This window comes from Lentzea sp. NPDC051208 (assembly GCF_040682435.1).
Classification (GTDB): Bacteria; Actinomycetota; Actinomycetes; order Mycobacteriales; family Pseudonocardiaceae; genus Lentzea; species Lentzea kristufekii.
Map to the genome: position 1 here is coordinate 20,525 of NZ_JBFBAW010000011.1, position 13,107 is coordinate 33,631.

At 69.4% G+C, this 13,107-nt stretch carries 15 protein-coding genes; 8 read left to right on the top strand and 7 right to left on the bottom strand.

Annotated elements, in window-relative coordinates:
• Positions 1–13 precede the first annotated feature (13 nt).
• The gene (locus AB0M48_RS25880) at positions 14–793 is read right to left on the bottom strand and encodes a carbon-nitrogen hydrolase family protein (RefSeq protein WP_363846625.1); all 780 of its coding nucleotides are present in this window, start codon (positions 791–793) and stop codon (positions 14–16) included.
• A gap of 23 nt (positions 794–816) precedes the next feature.
• On the opposite strand from AB0M48_RS25880, the gene AB0M48_RS25885 reads away from it, so the two are divergent.
• Positions 817–2,316 (top strand): ABC transporter substrate-binding protein, encoded by a 1,500-nt coding sequence (locus AB0M48_RS25885; protein WP_363846627.1) that lies wholly within the window; start codon positions 817–819, stop codon positions 2,314–2,316.
• On the opposite strand, the gene AB0M48_RS25890 is transcribed toward AB0M48_RS25885, so the two are convergent.
• The gene (locus tag AB0M48_RS25890) at positions 2,309–2,800 is read right to left on the bottom strand and encodes a hypothetical protein (protein ID WP_363846629.1); all 492 of its coding nucleotides are present in this window, start codon (positions 2,798–2,800) and stop codon (positions 2,309–2,311) included. The genes AB0M48_RS25885 and AB0M48_RS25890 overlap by 8 nt on opposite strands.
• Before the next feature lie 10 nt (positions 2,801–2,810).
• The gene (locus tag AB0M48_RS25895) at positions 2,811–3,299 is read right to left on the bottom strand and encodes a hypothetical protein (protein WP_363846631.1); all 489 of its coding nucleotides are present in this window, start codon (positions 3,297–3,299) and stop codon (positions 2,811–2,813) included.
• Between the two features lie 27 nt (positions 3,300–3,326).
• Between AB0M48_RS25895 and AB0M48_RS25900 the strand changes: the two genes are divergently transcribed.
• Positions 3,327–4,448, top strand: a complete 1,122-nt coding sequence (locus AB0M48_RS25900) for an aminotransferase class V-fold PLP-dependent enzyme (protein WP_363846633.1) — start codon at positions 3,327–3,329, stop codon at positions 4,446–4,448.
• Here the strand turns inward: AB0M48_RS25900 and AB0M48_RS25905 are convergent.
• Positions 4,432–5,727 carry a M14 family metallopeptidase gene (locus tag AB0M48_RS25905; RefSeq protein ID WP_363846635.1) on the bottom strand — a complete coding sequence of 432 codons (1,296 nt, stop codon included), beginning with the start codon at positions 5,725–5,727 and terminating at the stop codon, positions 4,432–4,434. The genes AB0M48_RS25900 and AB0M48_RS25905 overlap by 17 nt on opposite strands.
• Before the next feature lie 132 nt (positions 5,728–5,859).
• Here AB0M48_RS25905 and hisD point away from each other — a divergent pair, with 132 nt between their 5' ends.
• Genes hisD through AB0M48_RS25925 form a run of 4 tightly spaced genes read left to right on the top strand, consistent with a single transcriptional unit; the run spans position 5,860 to position 9,030 of the window.
• Positions 5,860–7,176: a histidinol dehydrogenase gene (hisD, locus tag AB0M48_RS25910; protein ID WP_363846637.1), complete on the top strand. Its 1,317-nt coding sequence runs from the start codon at positions 5,860–5,862 to the stop codon at positions 7,174–7,176.
• Positions 7,173–8,279, top strand: coding sequence for a histidinol-phosphate transaminase (locus AB0M48_RS25915; protein WP_363846639.1), 1,107 nt, complete (start codon positions 7,173–7,175; stop codon positions 8,277–8,279). The genes hisD and AB0M48_RS25915 overlap by 4 nt, the downstream gene beginning before the upstream one ends.
• A complete protein-coding gene (hisB, locus tag AB0M48_RS25920) occupies positions 8,276–8,875 on the top strand; it encodes an imidazoleglycerol-phosphate dehydratase HisB (protein ID WP_030477039.1) in 600 nt (199 codons plus the stop codon). The genes AB0M48_RS25915 and hisB overlap by 4 nt, the downstream gene beginning before the upstream one ends.
• Entirely contained in the window at positions 8,875–9,030 is a 156-nt protein-coding gene (locus AB0M48_RS25925; protein ID WP_319982214.1) for a hypothetical protein, read from the top strand. Before hisB ends, AB0M48_RS25925 begins: the two co-directional genes overlap by 1 nt.
• Here AB0M48_RS25925 and AB0M48_RS25930 read toward each other — a convergent pair.
• The 3 genes from AB0M48_RS25930 to soxR form a co-directional block, all read right to left on the bottom strand.
• A complete protein-coding gene (locus AB0M48_RS25930) occupies positions 9,027–9,632 on the bottom strand; it encodes a class I SAM-dependent methyltransferase (protein WP_363846642.1) in 606 nt (201 codons plus the stop codon). The two genes, AB0M48_RS25925 and AB0M48_RS25930, sit on opposite strands and share 4 nt — an antisense overlap.
• Positions 9,629–10,153, bottom strand: a complete 525-nt coding sequence (locus AB0M48_RS25935; RefSeq protein WP_363846644.1) for an RNA 2'-phosphotransferase — start codon at positions 10,151–10,153, stop codon at positions 9,629–9,631. The genes AB0M48_RS25930 and AB0M48_RS25935 overlap by 4 nt, the downstream gene beginning before the upstream one ends.
• Before the next feature lie 858 nt (positions 10,154–11,011).
• Positions 11,012–11,476: a redox-sensitive transcriptional activator SoxR gene (soxR, locus tag AB0M48_RS25940; RefSeq protein ID WP_090009799.1), complete on the bottom strand. Its 465-nt coding sequence runs from the start codon at positions 11,474–11,476 to the stop codon at positions 11,012–11,014.
• Positions 11,477–11,532: 56 nt separating this feature from the next.
• Here soxR and AB0M48_RS25945 point away from each other — a divergent pair, with 56 nt between their 5' ends.
• Both AB0M48_RS25945 and AB0M48_RS25950 read left to right on the top strand, forming a co-directional pair.
• On the top strand, positions 11,533–12,195 hold the full coding sequence (locus AB0M48_RS25945) for a thiamine pyrophosphate-dependent enzyme (RefSeq protein ID WP_363846647.1): 663 nt from the start codon (positions 11,533–11,535) through the stop codon (positions 12,193–12,195).
• Complete coding sequence (locus tag AB0M48_RS25950) at positions 12,195–13,088, top strand: transketolase C-terminal domain-containing protein (protein ID WP_363846649.1); 894 nt, start codon at positions 12,195–12,197, stop codon at positions 13,086–13,088. The genes AB0M48_RS25945 and AB0M48_RS25950 overlap by 1 nt, the downstream gene beginning before the upstream one ends.
• Positions 13,089–13,107 lie beyond the last annotated feature (19 nt).

The window sequence follows — 13,107 nt, forward strand, 5'->3', positions numbered from 1 at the left end:
CTGTGGTCTCGACCTAACTGGAGGTCAAGCGCCGGTTCGCCAGCACCGGCAACACTTCGCGGGCCTGTGCCACCGAGTCGAGATCGAGGTCCACGATCGTGTCCGAGGGCTGGTCCGACAGCTGCACGACGATGTTCCCGAACGGATCGGCGACGGTCGAGTACCCGATCCCGGTGGGCGCCGACGACCCGAGATCCCCGGGGTAGGCCTGCCCGCAGGCCACGACGAACGACGTGCAGTCCAGCGCCCGCGCCCGCACCAGCAGCTCCCACTGCTCCTTCTTGCCGGGCCCGGCGCCCCACGAGGCGCCGAGCAGCACGGCGGACGCACCCTTGTCGGCGAGAGCGCGGAAGAGCTCGGGAAAGCGGATGTCGTAGCAGGTGGCCACCCCCAGCGTCACGCCGTCGACCTCGAACGTCACCACGCCGGACCCCGGCGCGACCGTCCGCGACTCCTGGAACCCGAACGCGTCGAACAGGTGGATCTTGTCGTAGCCGGCGTGGATCTCCGGCCCGGTGACGAGGAGCGTGTTCGTCACCCGGTCGCCGGACGGCGTGAACATGCCCGCCACCACCACGACGTCGTGCTGGACCGCGATCTCGTGCACCGCTGAAGCCCACGGCCCGTCCAACGGCTCGGCGACCGGCCCGAGGGGCACGCCGAAGCGGCACATGGTCGCTTCCGGCAGCAGAACGACCCGTGCGCCCTCGGCCCTGCGCACCGCGTCGCGGACGAGCTCCAGGTTGGAGCGGGGATCGGTGGTCGAGCTGATCTGACTCACGGCGACGCGCATGGGGATCACTGTAGGGTCCGAACGTGCGTTCCCCACTGCTCCTAGTCGTGTTGCTGGCCGTCGCGGGCTGCACCGAGACCGCTCCGCCCCGCCCCGACGGTGGGTCGAACGGCACGTCGATCGTGCTGGCCGACCGCGACGAGCCGACGACGCTGAACCCGCTGCTCGGCTACGGCGCGCAGGGTGTGTCGAAGATCTACGACGGGCTGGTCGAGCACCGCCAGGACGGGTCCCTGACCCCGCGGCTCGCGGCCGATCTGCCGCAGCCGGCCGCCGACGGCCTGAGCTGGACGGTCAAGCTGCGCGGCGACGTGAAGTTCACCGACGGCAGCACGTTCGGTGCCGAGGACGTCGTCGCCACCTACACCGCGGCGCTGCAGAACCCGATCAAGGACCGGTTCAGCACGCTCAAGAGCGTCGAGCAGGTCGACCCGTCGACGGTCCGCTTCACCCTCACGCAGACGCAGGCGGCGTTCCCGCACCTGCTCGTGCTCGGCGTCCTGCCCAGCGAGCAGGCGACCCCGGACGGTCAGCCCGTCGGCACCGGCCCGTACAAGGTCGTCGAGTGGAAGAAGGGCGACCGGCTGCTGCTGGAGTCCAACGAGGGCTACTTCGACGGCGCGCCGAAGGTCAAGAAGGCGACGATCGTCTTCGTCGCCGACGACAACCAGCGCGCCGGCCGCATGCAGGAGGGCGAGTTCGACGGCACGGTGCTGCCGCCCAAGATCGCCACGCAGTTCGCCGCCAGGTCGGGCCTGCAGGTGAACTACCACCGCAGCGCCGACTACCGCGCCGTGCGGCTGCCCGCGGCCAACCCGGTCACCGGCAACGCCTCCGTCCGCCTCGCGCTGAACTTCGCCGCGAACCGCCAGGGCATGATCGACAGCCTGCTCGACGGCAAGGGCACCATCGCGTACACGCCGGTGCCGGACGCGCTGGCCGAGGAGTTCGACCCCACCGCGAAGTTCCGCTTCGACAAGGCCGAAGCCACGCGGCTGCTCGACGTCGGCGGCTGGGTGCCCGGCGCGGACGGCATCCGGGTCCGCGAGGGCGTCGCCGCCCGCTTCACGCTGATGTACCCGCTGGGCGACGACCTGCGCGCGGACCTGGCCACGGCGTTCGCGGCCGACGCCAAGGCCGTGGGCGTCGACGTGCAGCTCGCGGGCCTGTCGTGGGAGGCGATCCGCCCGCGGATGGCCCAGGACGCGCTGCTGTACGGCGAGGGCTCGCCGTTCGACCCCGACCTGATGCTCTACGACCTGCGCGGCCAGGGCAGCCCCGCCGCCGACGCCGCGCTCGAGAACGGCCGCAGGCTGATCGACCCGGCGCAGCGCGCGGTGGCGTACAAGCTCTTCCAGCAGGCGTTCGTCGCCGCGCCGTCGATGGCGGTGCTGGTCTTCCCCGAGCACGCGTACGTGATGCGCGACTCGTGGAACGGCTACCAGCCGGTGGTCGACCCGAACTCCTACGGCGCGCTGGCCTGGGGCCCGTGGTGGAACCTGGAGAAGTGGGAGCCTAAGTAGTCCGGGCGTTGATCTCGCGGACGGCGCGTTCCGGGTCGTCCGCCCAGAACTCCACGCGCTCGACCCGCCGCACGCCCGTCTTGCCGAGGTCCACGAGCTGCGGCTCGTGGAACGGCACGGACACGTTCGTCCTGGTCAGCGACTGGATGACGAGCGCGTCACCGATCACCTCGACGCTGCGCTGCCCCTTGTGAGTGCGCTCGGCGATCTGGGCGGAACCGAGGTCCGCGGTCGGGATGCGCCAGTCGAAGAACCCCAGCTGGCGCAGCCGCAGCTCGTCGCCGGAGACGGTGTGCGGCTGCTTGGTCAGCACGTAGAGAGCACCCGCGCAGACAATCGTGTTCAGCACGCCCAGGACGATCAGCGTGATGAGCAGCCACGGGATGTCCAGGGCGAACGCGACCAGCGCGACCCCGACCACCGTGATGATCAGGAACCGCACGTACCGCGGCTTCATGCGCTTGCCGTAGGGGATCTCCACCATGCGGGTGAGCCTATTTTCGCAGCGCGCGCACCATGCCGCCGGGGTCGTCGGTCCAGAACTCGACCTTCGTCACCTCGTGCGCGCCACGCCGGCCCAGGTCGACCTCCTGCGGTTCGCTCAGCCGCAACGAGACGTTGGTGGAGCCGGAGATCTCCAGCACCAGCGTTCCGTCCACAACGGACCGGGTCTTGTGCAGCGTCCGGCTCGTCGTGCCCTGCGTCACGTTCTCGATGGCCGCCAACGGAATCCGGTACTCGAACTCACGCGCGTACCGCAGCCACAAATGCTCATCGTCCACCGAGTGCTGGAACTTGGAGAGCATCCAGATCTGCCATCCCAGCAACAACGCGCTCAGCACACCGAACACGAGCAGCACGGCCCGCAGCCAGAACCACGGCACGATCAGCTCCACGAGCAGGATCTCCAGCGGTGTCACCACGATGAACACCCACAGGAACGGCTTCACCTGTGCGCTGTAACCGAAAGTCCGAGCCCCCATGACCTCGATGGTGGCACAGTGGTGCGGGTGAGCGACCTGATCTTCCTGGACAGCGCCGGTTCCTCGATCCCGCCCGCCGAGGTGGTGAACGAGGTGATCGGGCACCTCCGCCGGGAGACCGAGATCGGCGGCTACCGGGCCGCCGCGGAACGGCGGGACGACGTCGAGGCGGGGTACGGCGTGCTGGCCGGGTTCTTCGGCTGCGAGCCGTCCGAGGTCGCGTTCACCGACAGCGCGACCCGGTCGTGGCTCACGGCCTTCGACGCCGTCCCGCTGGGCAAGGGCGACCGCGTCCTCGTCACCGAGGTCGAGTACGGCGGCAACGCGGTGCCGATGCTGCTCCGGGCCGAGGAGACCGGCGCGACGATCGAGGTCGTGCCGTCCGACTCGCACGGGCAGTTGGACGTCGCCGCCCTCGACCTGGACGAACGGGTCAAGCTGATCTCGCTCGTGCACGTGCCCACGAACGGCGGCCTGGTCAACCCGGTCAGCGAGGTCACGGCGAAGGCGCACGAGGTCGGCGCGCTCGTGCTGCTCGACGCCTGCCAGTCGACCGGCCAGATCGACCTGCGCGGCCTCGACTACGACATGCTCGTGTGCACCGGCCGCAAGTGGCTGCGCGGGCCGCGCGGCACGGGCGCGCTGGTGGTGCGCGACGAGGTGCGCCGCAGGCTGAAGCCGCGGCTGATGGACCACAGCGCCGCCGAGTGGGTCGCGCCCGACCGCTACCAGCCGCGCGACGACGCGCGGGTGTTCGAGCTGTGGGAGTGCAGCGTCGCGGACCGGCTGGGCCTCATCGCCGCCGTGAAGTACGCGCTGGCCAAGGGCCTGGACGTGATCGAGGCCGAGGTTCAAGAGCGCGCCAAGCGTTTGCGCGAGGGTCTGGCGAACATCCCCGGCATCACCGTCCAGGACCTCGGTGAACGGCGCTCCGGCATCGTCACGTTCACGAGCGACCGGGTGCCGGCGACGGAGCTCAAAGACCGGCTGTGGCAGGAGAACGTCGCCGTCACGGTCTCTCAGAAGGCGTCGACGCTGATCGACATGACCCGGCGGGGCCTGGACGAAGTAGTGCGGGCCTCCCCGCACTACTTCGTCACGCCGGAAGAGATCGATCAGGCGCTGGAGAGGATCAGCAGGTCTGGTTGATGACCCGCTTCACGCAGTCCGAGTAGCTCATGAACAGGTCGACGGCCCGGTCGTTGCGCGCCGTCTGCGAGGCGATGACCGTGTCGCGCGGGTAGAAGCCGTCGAGGCCGCCGCTGCTCGGGTACATCTCGAAGGTGTAGGCCCAGATCTTGTGCTGGCCCCACATCCAGTCGTCACTGCTGCCGTCGGTGATGTACAGGTCGCTCGCCTGCTCCGGCGTGTAGCCGTTGGTGGCGGCCATCTGCCGGCCGAGCGTCTGGAACGCGCGTGCCTCGTCCGCGTTGAGACCGGTGTCGGTGTCGGCGCGGGTGTAGCCGTACGGCCACAGCACGAGCTCCGAGAACGAGTGGAAGTCGATGAACGTCTTGATCTGCTGGGTGCCACCGACCACGCGGGAGTTCACGAAGTCGCGGATGCGGGCGGTCTCCGGTGCGGAGAACGCCGCCGTGCCGCGGTAGGTGTCCGACGTGCTGCTGCCGCTGGAACCGCCGCAGCAGCCCCACTTGTAGCCCCAGTTGCGGTTGAGGTCGGTGCCGTTGCCCTGGCGGTTCTTGCGCCAGCCGCGGAACGAGCCGGTGGCGATGTCGTACTCGGCACCGTCCGGGTTCATCATCGGGACGATCCAGACCTCGCGGCTGTCGACGAGGTTCTTGATCGCCGAGTTGGCGTAGTTGTCGGTGTAGCGCTTGATGATCTGCAGGCACTGCTCGACGGTCAGGTGCTCGCGGGCGTGCTGGCCGCAGACGAGCAGCACCTCCGGCTCGTTCTCGTCCGAGGCCACGTTGTCACTGACCTTGAGCGCCCAGATGTCTCGGTTCTGGTAGCTCTTGCCGATGCTGCGCAGGCTCGCGAGGGCCGGGTGGTCGCGGACCGTCTGCTGCAGCTCCGCGGTCGTCTCCGCGAAGTTGTGGTAGCCGGCGTAGCCGGACGGGAAGTCCTGGGTGCCGACCTGGCCTGGCACCGGGTCGGAGAAGTCGACCTTGCCCAGGCTCTTGAGCTGCTGCTCGAAGTCGCCCAGGTACTTGATCGGAAGTCCCGTCGCCTGCAGGGCGCGGTACTGGGACTTGTCCGCCACGACCGAAATCGTGGTGAGCTTCGTCGCGCCGAGCACGTCGACGCCGATCTGGGCGACCTGGGTGCGTTCGGCGGACGTGTTCGCCGTGACCTCCAGCAGATAGCGGCCGGAATCGGCCGTGCTGGGTGTCGCCATGCCCGCGACCAGCACGGGCAGGCAGATGGCGAGCACTGCGGCGATCTTGCCGCGGCTCTTGCTGAACATCGTTCCTCCATCATCAGCAGGGGTTTGCGACGGAGTGGTGCTCGACCGAGCGTGGCCGGGCCGTCACAGGCTGAGTAGCGCCGATAGCGGGCTGACCGTTGACAGATTTCTGCAGGAACTAGGCTGTAGGTCATGCTGAACCGCATCGACCTGCGAGGTCGCACCACGACCCCCGCTCAGTTGCGCGCCATCGTGCCGCGCGCCGAAGTGGACGTGGACGCGGTTCTGCATCACGTGCGGCCCGTGGTGGACGCGATCGCCGAGCGCGGCGTCGAAGCGGCGCTGGAGTACACGGAGAAGTTCGACGGGGTTCGTCCCGGTTCCGTCCGCGTGCCCGCTGCCGAGATCTCGTCCGCTCTGTCCTCGCTGGACCCGGCCGTGCGCGAGGCGTTGGAAGAGGTCATCGAGCGCACCCGCCGGGTGCACGCCGACCAGCGCCGCACGGACACGACCACCCAGGTCGTGCCCGGTGGCACCGTGACGGAGAAGTGGGTGCCGGTCGAGCGCGTCGGCCTGTACGCGCCCGGCGGCCTCGCGGTCTACCCGTCCACGGTCGTGATGAACGTCGTGCCCGCGCAGATCGCCGGCGTGGCGTCCCTGGTGGTGTGCTCGCCGCCGCAGGCCGAGTTCGGTGGCCTGCCGCACCCGACCATCCTGGCCGCCGCCGCGCTGCTGGGTGTCGACGAGGTGTGGGCCGTGGGCGGCGCGCAGGCCGTGGCGCTGCTGGCGCACGGCGGCGTGGACACCGACGGAGCCGAACTGGCCCCGGTCGACGTCGTCACCGGCCCGGGCAACATCTACGTGACGGCCGCCAAGCGGTTGCTGCGCGGCCTGATCGGCATCGACTCCGAGGCGGGACCGACGGAGATCGCGATCCTCGCCGACTCGTCCGCCGACCCCGTGCACGTCGCCGCCGACCTGATCAGCCAGGCCGAGCACGACCCGCTCGCGGCGTCGGTGCTGGTGACGGACTCCGCCGAGCTGGCCGACGCGGTGGACGCCGAGCTGAACCGCCAGATCGGTGCCACCAAGCACGTCGAGCGCATCCGCACCGCGCTGGCCGGCAAGCAGTCCGGCACCGTCCTGGTGTCCTCCGTGGACGAAGGCGTGCGGGTCGTCAACGCCTACGCCGCCGAGCACCTGGAGATCCAGACGCACGACTCGCGCGAGGTGGCGCAGCGGATCACGGCCGCCGGCGCGATCTTCGTCGGCGCGCACTCGCCGGTGTCGCTGGGCGACTACTGCGCGGGCTCCAACCACGTGCTGCCGACCGGTGGCTGCGCGCGGCACTCGTCCGGGCTGTCCGTGCAGACGTTCCTGCGCGGCATCCACGTGATCGACTACTCCGAGGAAGCACTGCGGGAGGTCGCCGGCAAGGTCGTCGCGCTGGCCAACGCGGAAGACCTGCCCGCGCACGGGCAGGCCGTCACAGCGAGGTTCACGCGATGAAGCCGGTGATCGGCGCGAGGGTGGAGCTGACCGACCTGCCGCTGCGCGAGGACCTGCGCGGCCGCACGCCCTACGGCGCGCCGCAGCTCGACGTCCCGTACCGCCTCAACACCAACGAGAACCCGTACGCGCCCACTGACGCCCTCGCGGCCGACGTCGTCGCGGCCGTCGCGGAGATCGCCGGTGAGCTGCACCGCTACCCGGACCGCGACGCGGTGGCGTTGCGCGAGGACCTGGCGGCGTACCTGTCGGACGCGACCTCGATCCCGCTGACGTCGGAGAACCTCTGGGCCGCCAACGGTTCCAACGAGATCCTCCAGCAGATCCTGCAGGCGTTCGGCGGCCCGGGCCGCGTCGCGCTGGGCTTCGAGCCGTCGTACTCGATGCACCCGATCATCGCGGCCGGCACCCGCACCGAGTGGTCGCCGACCCCGCGCCGTTCCGACTTCTCGCTCGACGTGGAGAAGGCCGCCGCGATCATCGCCGAGACACGGCCTGACGTCGTCTTCGTGACGTCGCCGAACAACCCGACCGGCCAGTCGATCCCGCTGTCCGACCTCCGCCTGCTGATCGCGTCCTCGACGGGGATGATCATCGTGGACGAGGCGTACGCGGAGTTCTCCCCGCAGGAGAGCGCGATCAAGCTGCTGGACGAGTTCGGCTCGCGCCTGATCGTCTCGCGCACGATGTCGAAGGCCTTCGCGTTCGCCGGTGGCCGCCTGGGCTACCTGGCGGCGGCACCGGCCGTGGTCGACGCCCTGCAGCTGGTGCGCCTGCCGTACCACCTGTCGGCGCTGACGCAGGCGGCCGCGCGGGCGTCGTTGCGCCACGCTCCGGAGACGCTGGGTTCGGTGGCGAAGCTCGCCGCGGAACGCGATCGCGTCTCGGCCGAGCTGGCGGCGATGGGCTTCCAGGTGGTGCCCTCGGACGCGAACTTCGTGCTGTTCGGCTGGTTCGAGAACGCACGTGAGGTCTGGAAGTCCTATTTGGACCACGGCGTGCTCATCAGGGACGTCGGAATCGCGGGTCACCTGCGGGTGACCATCGGAACGCCCGAGGAGAACGACGCTTTCCTCGCGGCCAGCAGGGAGGTCAGCCGGTGAGTCGTGTCGGCAAGGTGGAGCGCACCACCAGGGAGTCGTCGGTCTACGTGGAGATCGACCTGGACGGCACCGGCCAGGTGGAGATCAACACGGGCGTGCCGTTCTACGACCACATGCTCACCGCGTTCGGTGTGCACGGCAGTTTCGACCTGATCGTCCGCGCCACGGGCGACACGCACATCGACGCCCACCACTCGGTCGAGGACATCGCGATCGTCCTGGGCCAGGCGCTGCGAGAAGCGCTGGGCGACAAGAAGGGCATCCGCCGCTTCGGCGACTGCTGGATCCCGATGGACGAGACCCTCGCGCACGCCGCGGTCGACGTCTCAGGCCGCCCGTACACCGTGCACAAGGGCGAGCCGGAGCAGTTCAACAGCTTCGTGATCGGCGGCAACTACCCGTTCGTGCTGAACCGGCACGTCTTCGAGTCGCTCGCCTTCCACGCCCAGATCGCACTGCACGTGCGCGTCGAGTACGGCCGCGACCCGCACCACATCGCGGAAGCCGAGTACAAGGCCATCGCCCGCGCCCTGCGCGTCGCGACCGAGCCCGACCCCCGCGTCGCCGGCGTCCCGTCGACCAAGGGCGTCCTCTGATGCCGAAGGAAGTCGTCGTCATCGGCCTGCTGGCCCTCGCGGGCTTCCTGGCCGGTGGCGTCTACACCACCTGGAAGACCGCCAAGGTCCTGGCGATCATCCTGCTGGTGCTGACCGCGGTGGCGGTCGGCGGCGCCGTTCTCTGGCTGCTCTAGTCCTTGCGGGCGAGCACCCACTGGAACGTCGCCGGGTCCGGCTCGTGCATGGTCACGAGGTCGTCGACGACGATCTCCAGGTGTTGTGCGACGAGTGCGCGGTTCTCGGCGGGAGTGTTGCTGGCGAAGAACATCTCCACGCCGAGCCACTGCTCGGTGATGTCCGGCGTGCCGGTGCCGAGCGAGGCCAGGAACAGGCCGCCGGGCTTCAGCCAGCGCGCTACGTTCGCGAAGAGTGCCGGCTGCTCGGCGCGCGGCACGTGCAGGATCGAGTAGAACGCGGCGATGCCGTCGAACGTGCCTTCCGGGAAGTCGAGCGCGGTCATGTCGGCCTTCTCGAACCGCGCCTGCGGCACGTTCGCGCGGGCCAGTTCGACCTGCTCGCGCGACAGGTCGACGCCGAGCACATCATGCCGTTCAGCGAGCTTCCGGCCGCACGGAACACCCGCGCCGCAACCGAGTTCGAGCACCTGCGCTCCATCGGGCAACCGCCCGTCGAACTCGGCGAGGTAGCGCAGCCGCGGGTCGTCGGCGATCCGCGAGGACCAGTCGAGATACCGCTGCGCGATGGCGTCGTAGCCGTCCTCGACCGTCCGCTTCACGCCGTGCCCAGGTAGCGCGCCGGCACGTGCTGCGCGAGCCACACCCCGTTCGCGCTGAGCCGGAACTCGTGCCCGTCCGCGTGCATCGCCCCGGCGTCGACGGTCAGGATCAACGGCCGTCCACGCCGAGCCCCCACGCGCCGTGCGGTCTCGCGGTCGGGCGAGAGGTGCACGTCGTGCCGCGACATGGGACGCAGCCCGTCACGCATGATGTCGTCGAGGTACTGCGCGACCGTGCCGTGGAACAGCTGGTCCGGCGGCACCGCGGTCGGCAGCCCGAGTTCGACCTCGACGCTGTGCCCCTGGTTCGCGCGGATGCGGTCGCCGTCGATCGCGAAGCGCTTCTTGTCGTTGCGGTCGACGACCTCGCGCAGGTCGGCCTCGGAGATGCCGAGCGCGTTCAGGAGGTCGGCCACCGGCACCCAGCCCGCGGGGTCGAGGGTGAGGCCGACGCGCTCGGGCTTGTGCCGGAGCGCCTTGGACATCCGCTTCGAGAGGCGGATCATTCTTTCGTCTTCCATTTCCTCAACAGGAAACCACAGCGCGTCCACCGGTTTTGCGCCCCGCTGAACAGGCGGCGAGCCCGACGGCCTCACTCGAACAGGTGATGTTCGTCCGGATCCACGCCTGACGCCGTCTAGTAGATGTCCTGAATGCATGATCAACCGCCCCCGCAAGTATGCGGAGCGCGGGTGTGCGGACCGACGTAGTCGAGGAGCGGATGGCGTGTGGACGGCCATGGGATCGCTGATCACGTCGCTGCCGGCCGAGGAACGCAGACCGGACGGCCCGACGCACGGGACGCCCGGTGCGTGGTCGCGATGACGCCGCCCAGGAACGGGGCTGGACACGTGTGCGTCGGCGCGCATGATCGCGATCGGCCGCCCATCGCGGGCACGGCCTGATCGTGTCGGGCGGCAGCGCGCCGCCGACGCTCTTGGATGCCTTCGAGGGCTCGGCGGCAGTGGCGCCGAGTTCCTAGCGCACGGGGAGCAGCCGTACCGGTGTGAAGGCCTGTCGCCGGAGGACGTGCGCGCCGAGGCGTTCGCCGCGGCGCCCGCCAACATCTGGCGCGCCGAGGCGATGCCCGGCTACCTGCGGCGGCTGGAGGACGTCCGGATCGGCACCGAGTGGCTGCCAACTCCAGGCGGGAACCCTGGTCACCCCGAGGCATCCCGATGCGGCCCAGCGCATCGCCGGACTCGACATCCCGGTACTCCTGCTGCACGGCCGCCACGACATGACGTTCCCCGTCCGTCAGCCTGGTCCAGCCCACGCTCGACCTGATCCCGCGGGCGCGGGCCGTGATCCTGGAGAACGCGGGCCACATGCCGCACGTCCACGATCCCGACGGCTACCCACGCGCGGTGCGGGAGTTCCTAGACGGTGCCACCCTCGACGGCGGGCTTGAGCTTGGGCGCGCCCGGCCCGTGTGAGGCCTGCTCGTCGTCGATGTTCTGCAGGGCGCAGCTGCGCAGCGACAGGCAGCCGCAGCCGATGCAGCCGGTGAGGCGGTCGCGCAGGCGGTACAGGGCGTCGATGCGGGCGTCGAGTTCCGACTTCCACGAGCGCGAGAGGCGTTCCCAGTCGGACTTCGTCGGCGTGCGGTTGTCCGGGAGTTGGGCGAGGGCGTCGCGGACGTCCTCCAGGGTGAGGCCCACGCGTTGCGCGGTGCGGATGAACGCCAGCCGGCGCAGCACCGAGCGCAGGTAGCGGCGTTGGTTGCCCGCGGTGCGGACCGAGGTGATCAGACCCCTGTCCTCGTAGAAGCGCAGGGCCGTGTGGGGGACGCCGCTGCGCTCGGCGACCTGGCCGATGGTCAGCATTTCCGGCAACTTGCTCACCAGATCATGGTAACCCGCTTGACCTCCAGTTTGGTCGAGGTTGAACAGTTGTTGCCATGCAACGGATACCAGAGCTCTTCGCGAGGATGACCGGGGACGAGAAGCACGAGTGGGCTGCGGCTTCCACGATCGACGTGCTCTGGGTCCTCTACGACAAGGTCCTCAACGTCACGCCCGAGACGGTCGACGACCCCGACCGCGACCGGTTCCTGCTGTCCAAGGGGCACGGGCCGATGGCGTACTACGCCGTGCTCGCGGAGAAGGGGTTCATCGACGAGTCCATTTTGGACGACTGGACGTCGTGGGACAGCCCGCTCGGCCAGCACCCCGACCGGGTGCTCGTGCGGGGCGCGGAGATCAGCAGCGGCTCGCTCGGCCACGGGCTGCCGATCGCGGTGGGCACGGCCATCGGGCAGCGGATCGCCGGCAGTCGCGGCCGCACGTTCGTGCTGGTCGGCGACGGTGAGCTGGACGAGGGCAGCAACCACGAAGCGATCGCGGTGGCGGCGCGGCTGAACGTCGCCAACCTCACCACGATCGTGATCGACAACCAGTCCGCGATGCACGGCTGGCCCGGTGGCATCGCGCGGCGGTTCGCCGTCGAGGGGTGGCAGACCGCCGAGATCGACGGCCGCGACCACGAGGCCGTCTTCGCCGCACTGACCGCGCCGCACGACCGCCCTTACGCGGTGGTCGCCAAGATCGAGAAGAGCTACTGATGACCACCATGCGCCAGGCCTTCGTCGAGACCGTCAACGACGAGATCGCCGCCGACCCGCGGATCGCCGTGGTGACCGCGGTGATCTCCAGCAACGAGTTCCCGCAGGAGAACGAACGCGTCGTGGACGTGGGGATCCGCGAGCAGACCATGGTGGGCGTCGCGAGCGGCCTCGCGTTGGCGGGTCTGCGGCCGGTCGTGCACAGCTACGCGCCATTCCTGGTCGAACGGCCGTACGAGCAGATCAAGCTCGACATCGGACATCAGGACGTCGGCGCGGTGTTCGTGAGCATCGGAGCGTCCTATGACGACCCGGTGTGGGGCCGCACGCATCAATCACCGGGTGACGTCGCGTTGTTCGACACGCTTCCAGGCTGGACCGTGCACGTGCCCGGACATCCGGACGAGGTCACGCCTTTGCTCCAGCAGGCGCTGAAGGACGACAACCGCGTCTACGTGAGGCTTTCGCTGCACGAGAACACCCAGGCGTATCCCGTGGGCGAAGGATTCACGACGGTCCGGCACGGAAAGCGCGGCGTCGTGCTCGCCGTCGGACCGATGCTCGACCGCGTGCTCAAGGCCGTCGACTCCGAGAACGCCGACGTCACGGTGCTGTACGCGGCCACGGTGCGGCCGTTCGACGCGGACGGCCTGCGCACGGCCGTGCAGAACACCGACCACGCCGACGTGATGGTGGTGGAACCGTACTTGGAGGGAACTTCTTCTCATCTCGTGTCCGAGACACTGCAACAAATCCCGCACCGCGTTCGTTCTGTAGGTGTCAAACGACACGCAGAACTCCGCAACTACGGCACGGCTGAAGATCATGACGCGGCACATGATCTCGACGTGGTGGGGCTGGGGAGTGCTGTGCGGAGTTTCTTCAGGGGGTGAAGAAATGTTCGCAGTCATG

What these genes read in the sequence shown, in the direction of transcription:
- AB0M48_RS25895 (WP_363846631.1), bottom strand. Translation starts at nt 3,299, where the DNA reads ATGGGGGCTCGGACTTTCGGTTACAGCGCACAGGTGAAGCCGTTCCTG.
- AB0M48_RS25890 (WP_363846629.1), bottom strand. Translation starts at nt 2,800, where the DNA reads ATGGTGGAGATCCCCTACGGCAAGCGCATGAAGCCGCGGTACGTGCGG.
- AB0M48_RS25945 (WP_363846647.1), top strand. Translation starts at nt 11,533, where the DNA reads ATGCAACGGATACCAGAGCTCTTCGCGAGGATGACCGGGGACGAGAAG.
- AB0M48_RS25925 (WP_319982214.1), top strand. Translation starts at nt 8,875, where the DNA reads ATGCCGAAGGAAGTCGTCGTCATCGGCCTGCTGGCCCTCGCGGGCTTC.
- AB0M48_RS25880 (WP_363846625.1), bottom strand. Translation starts at nt 793, where the DNA reads ATGCGCGTCGCCGTGAGTCAGATCAGCTCGACCACCGATCCCCGCTCC.
- AB0M48_RS25905 (WP_363846635.1), bottom strand. Translation starts at nt 5,727, where the DNA reads ATGTTCAGCAAGAGCCGCGGCAAGATCGCCGCAGTGCTCGCCATCTGC.
- hisD (WP_363846637.1), top strand. Translation starts at nt 5,860, where the DNA reads ATGCTGAACCGCATCGACCTGCGAGGTCGCACCACGACCCCCGCTCAG.
- AB0M48_RS25935 (WP_363846644.1), bottom strand. Translation starts at nt 10,153, where the DNA reads ATGGAAGACGAAAGAATGATCCGCCTCTCGAAGCGGATGTCCAAGGCG.
- AB0M48_RS25915 (WP_363846639.1), top strand. Translation starts at nt 7,173, where the DNA reads ATGAAGCCGGTGATCGGCGCGAGGGTGGAGCTGACCGACCTGCCGCTG.
- AB0M48_RS25950 (WP_363846649.1), top strand. Translation starts at nt 12,195, where the DNA reads ATGACCACCATGCGCCAGGCCTTCGTCGAGACCGTCAACGACGAGATC.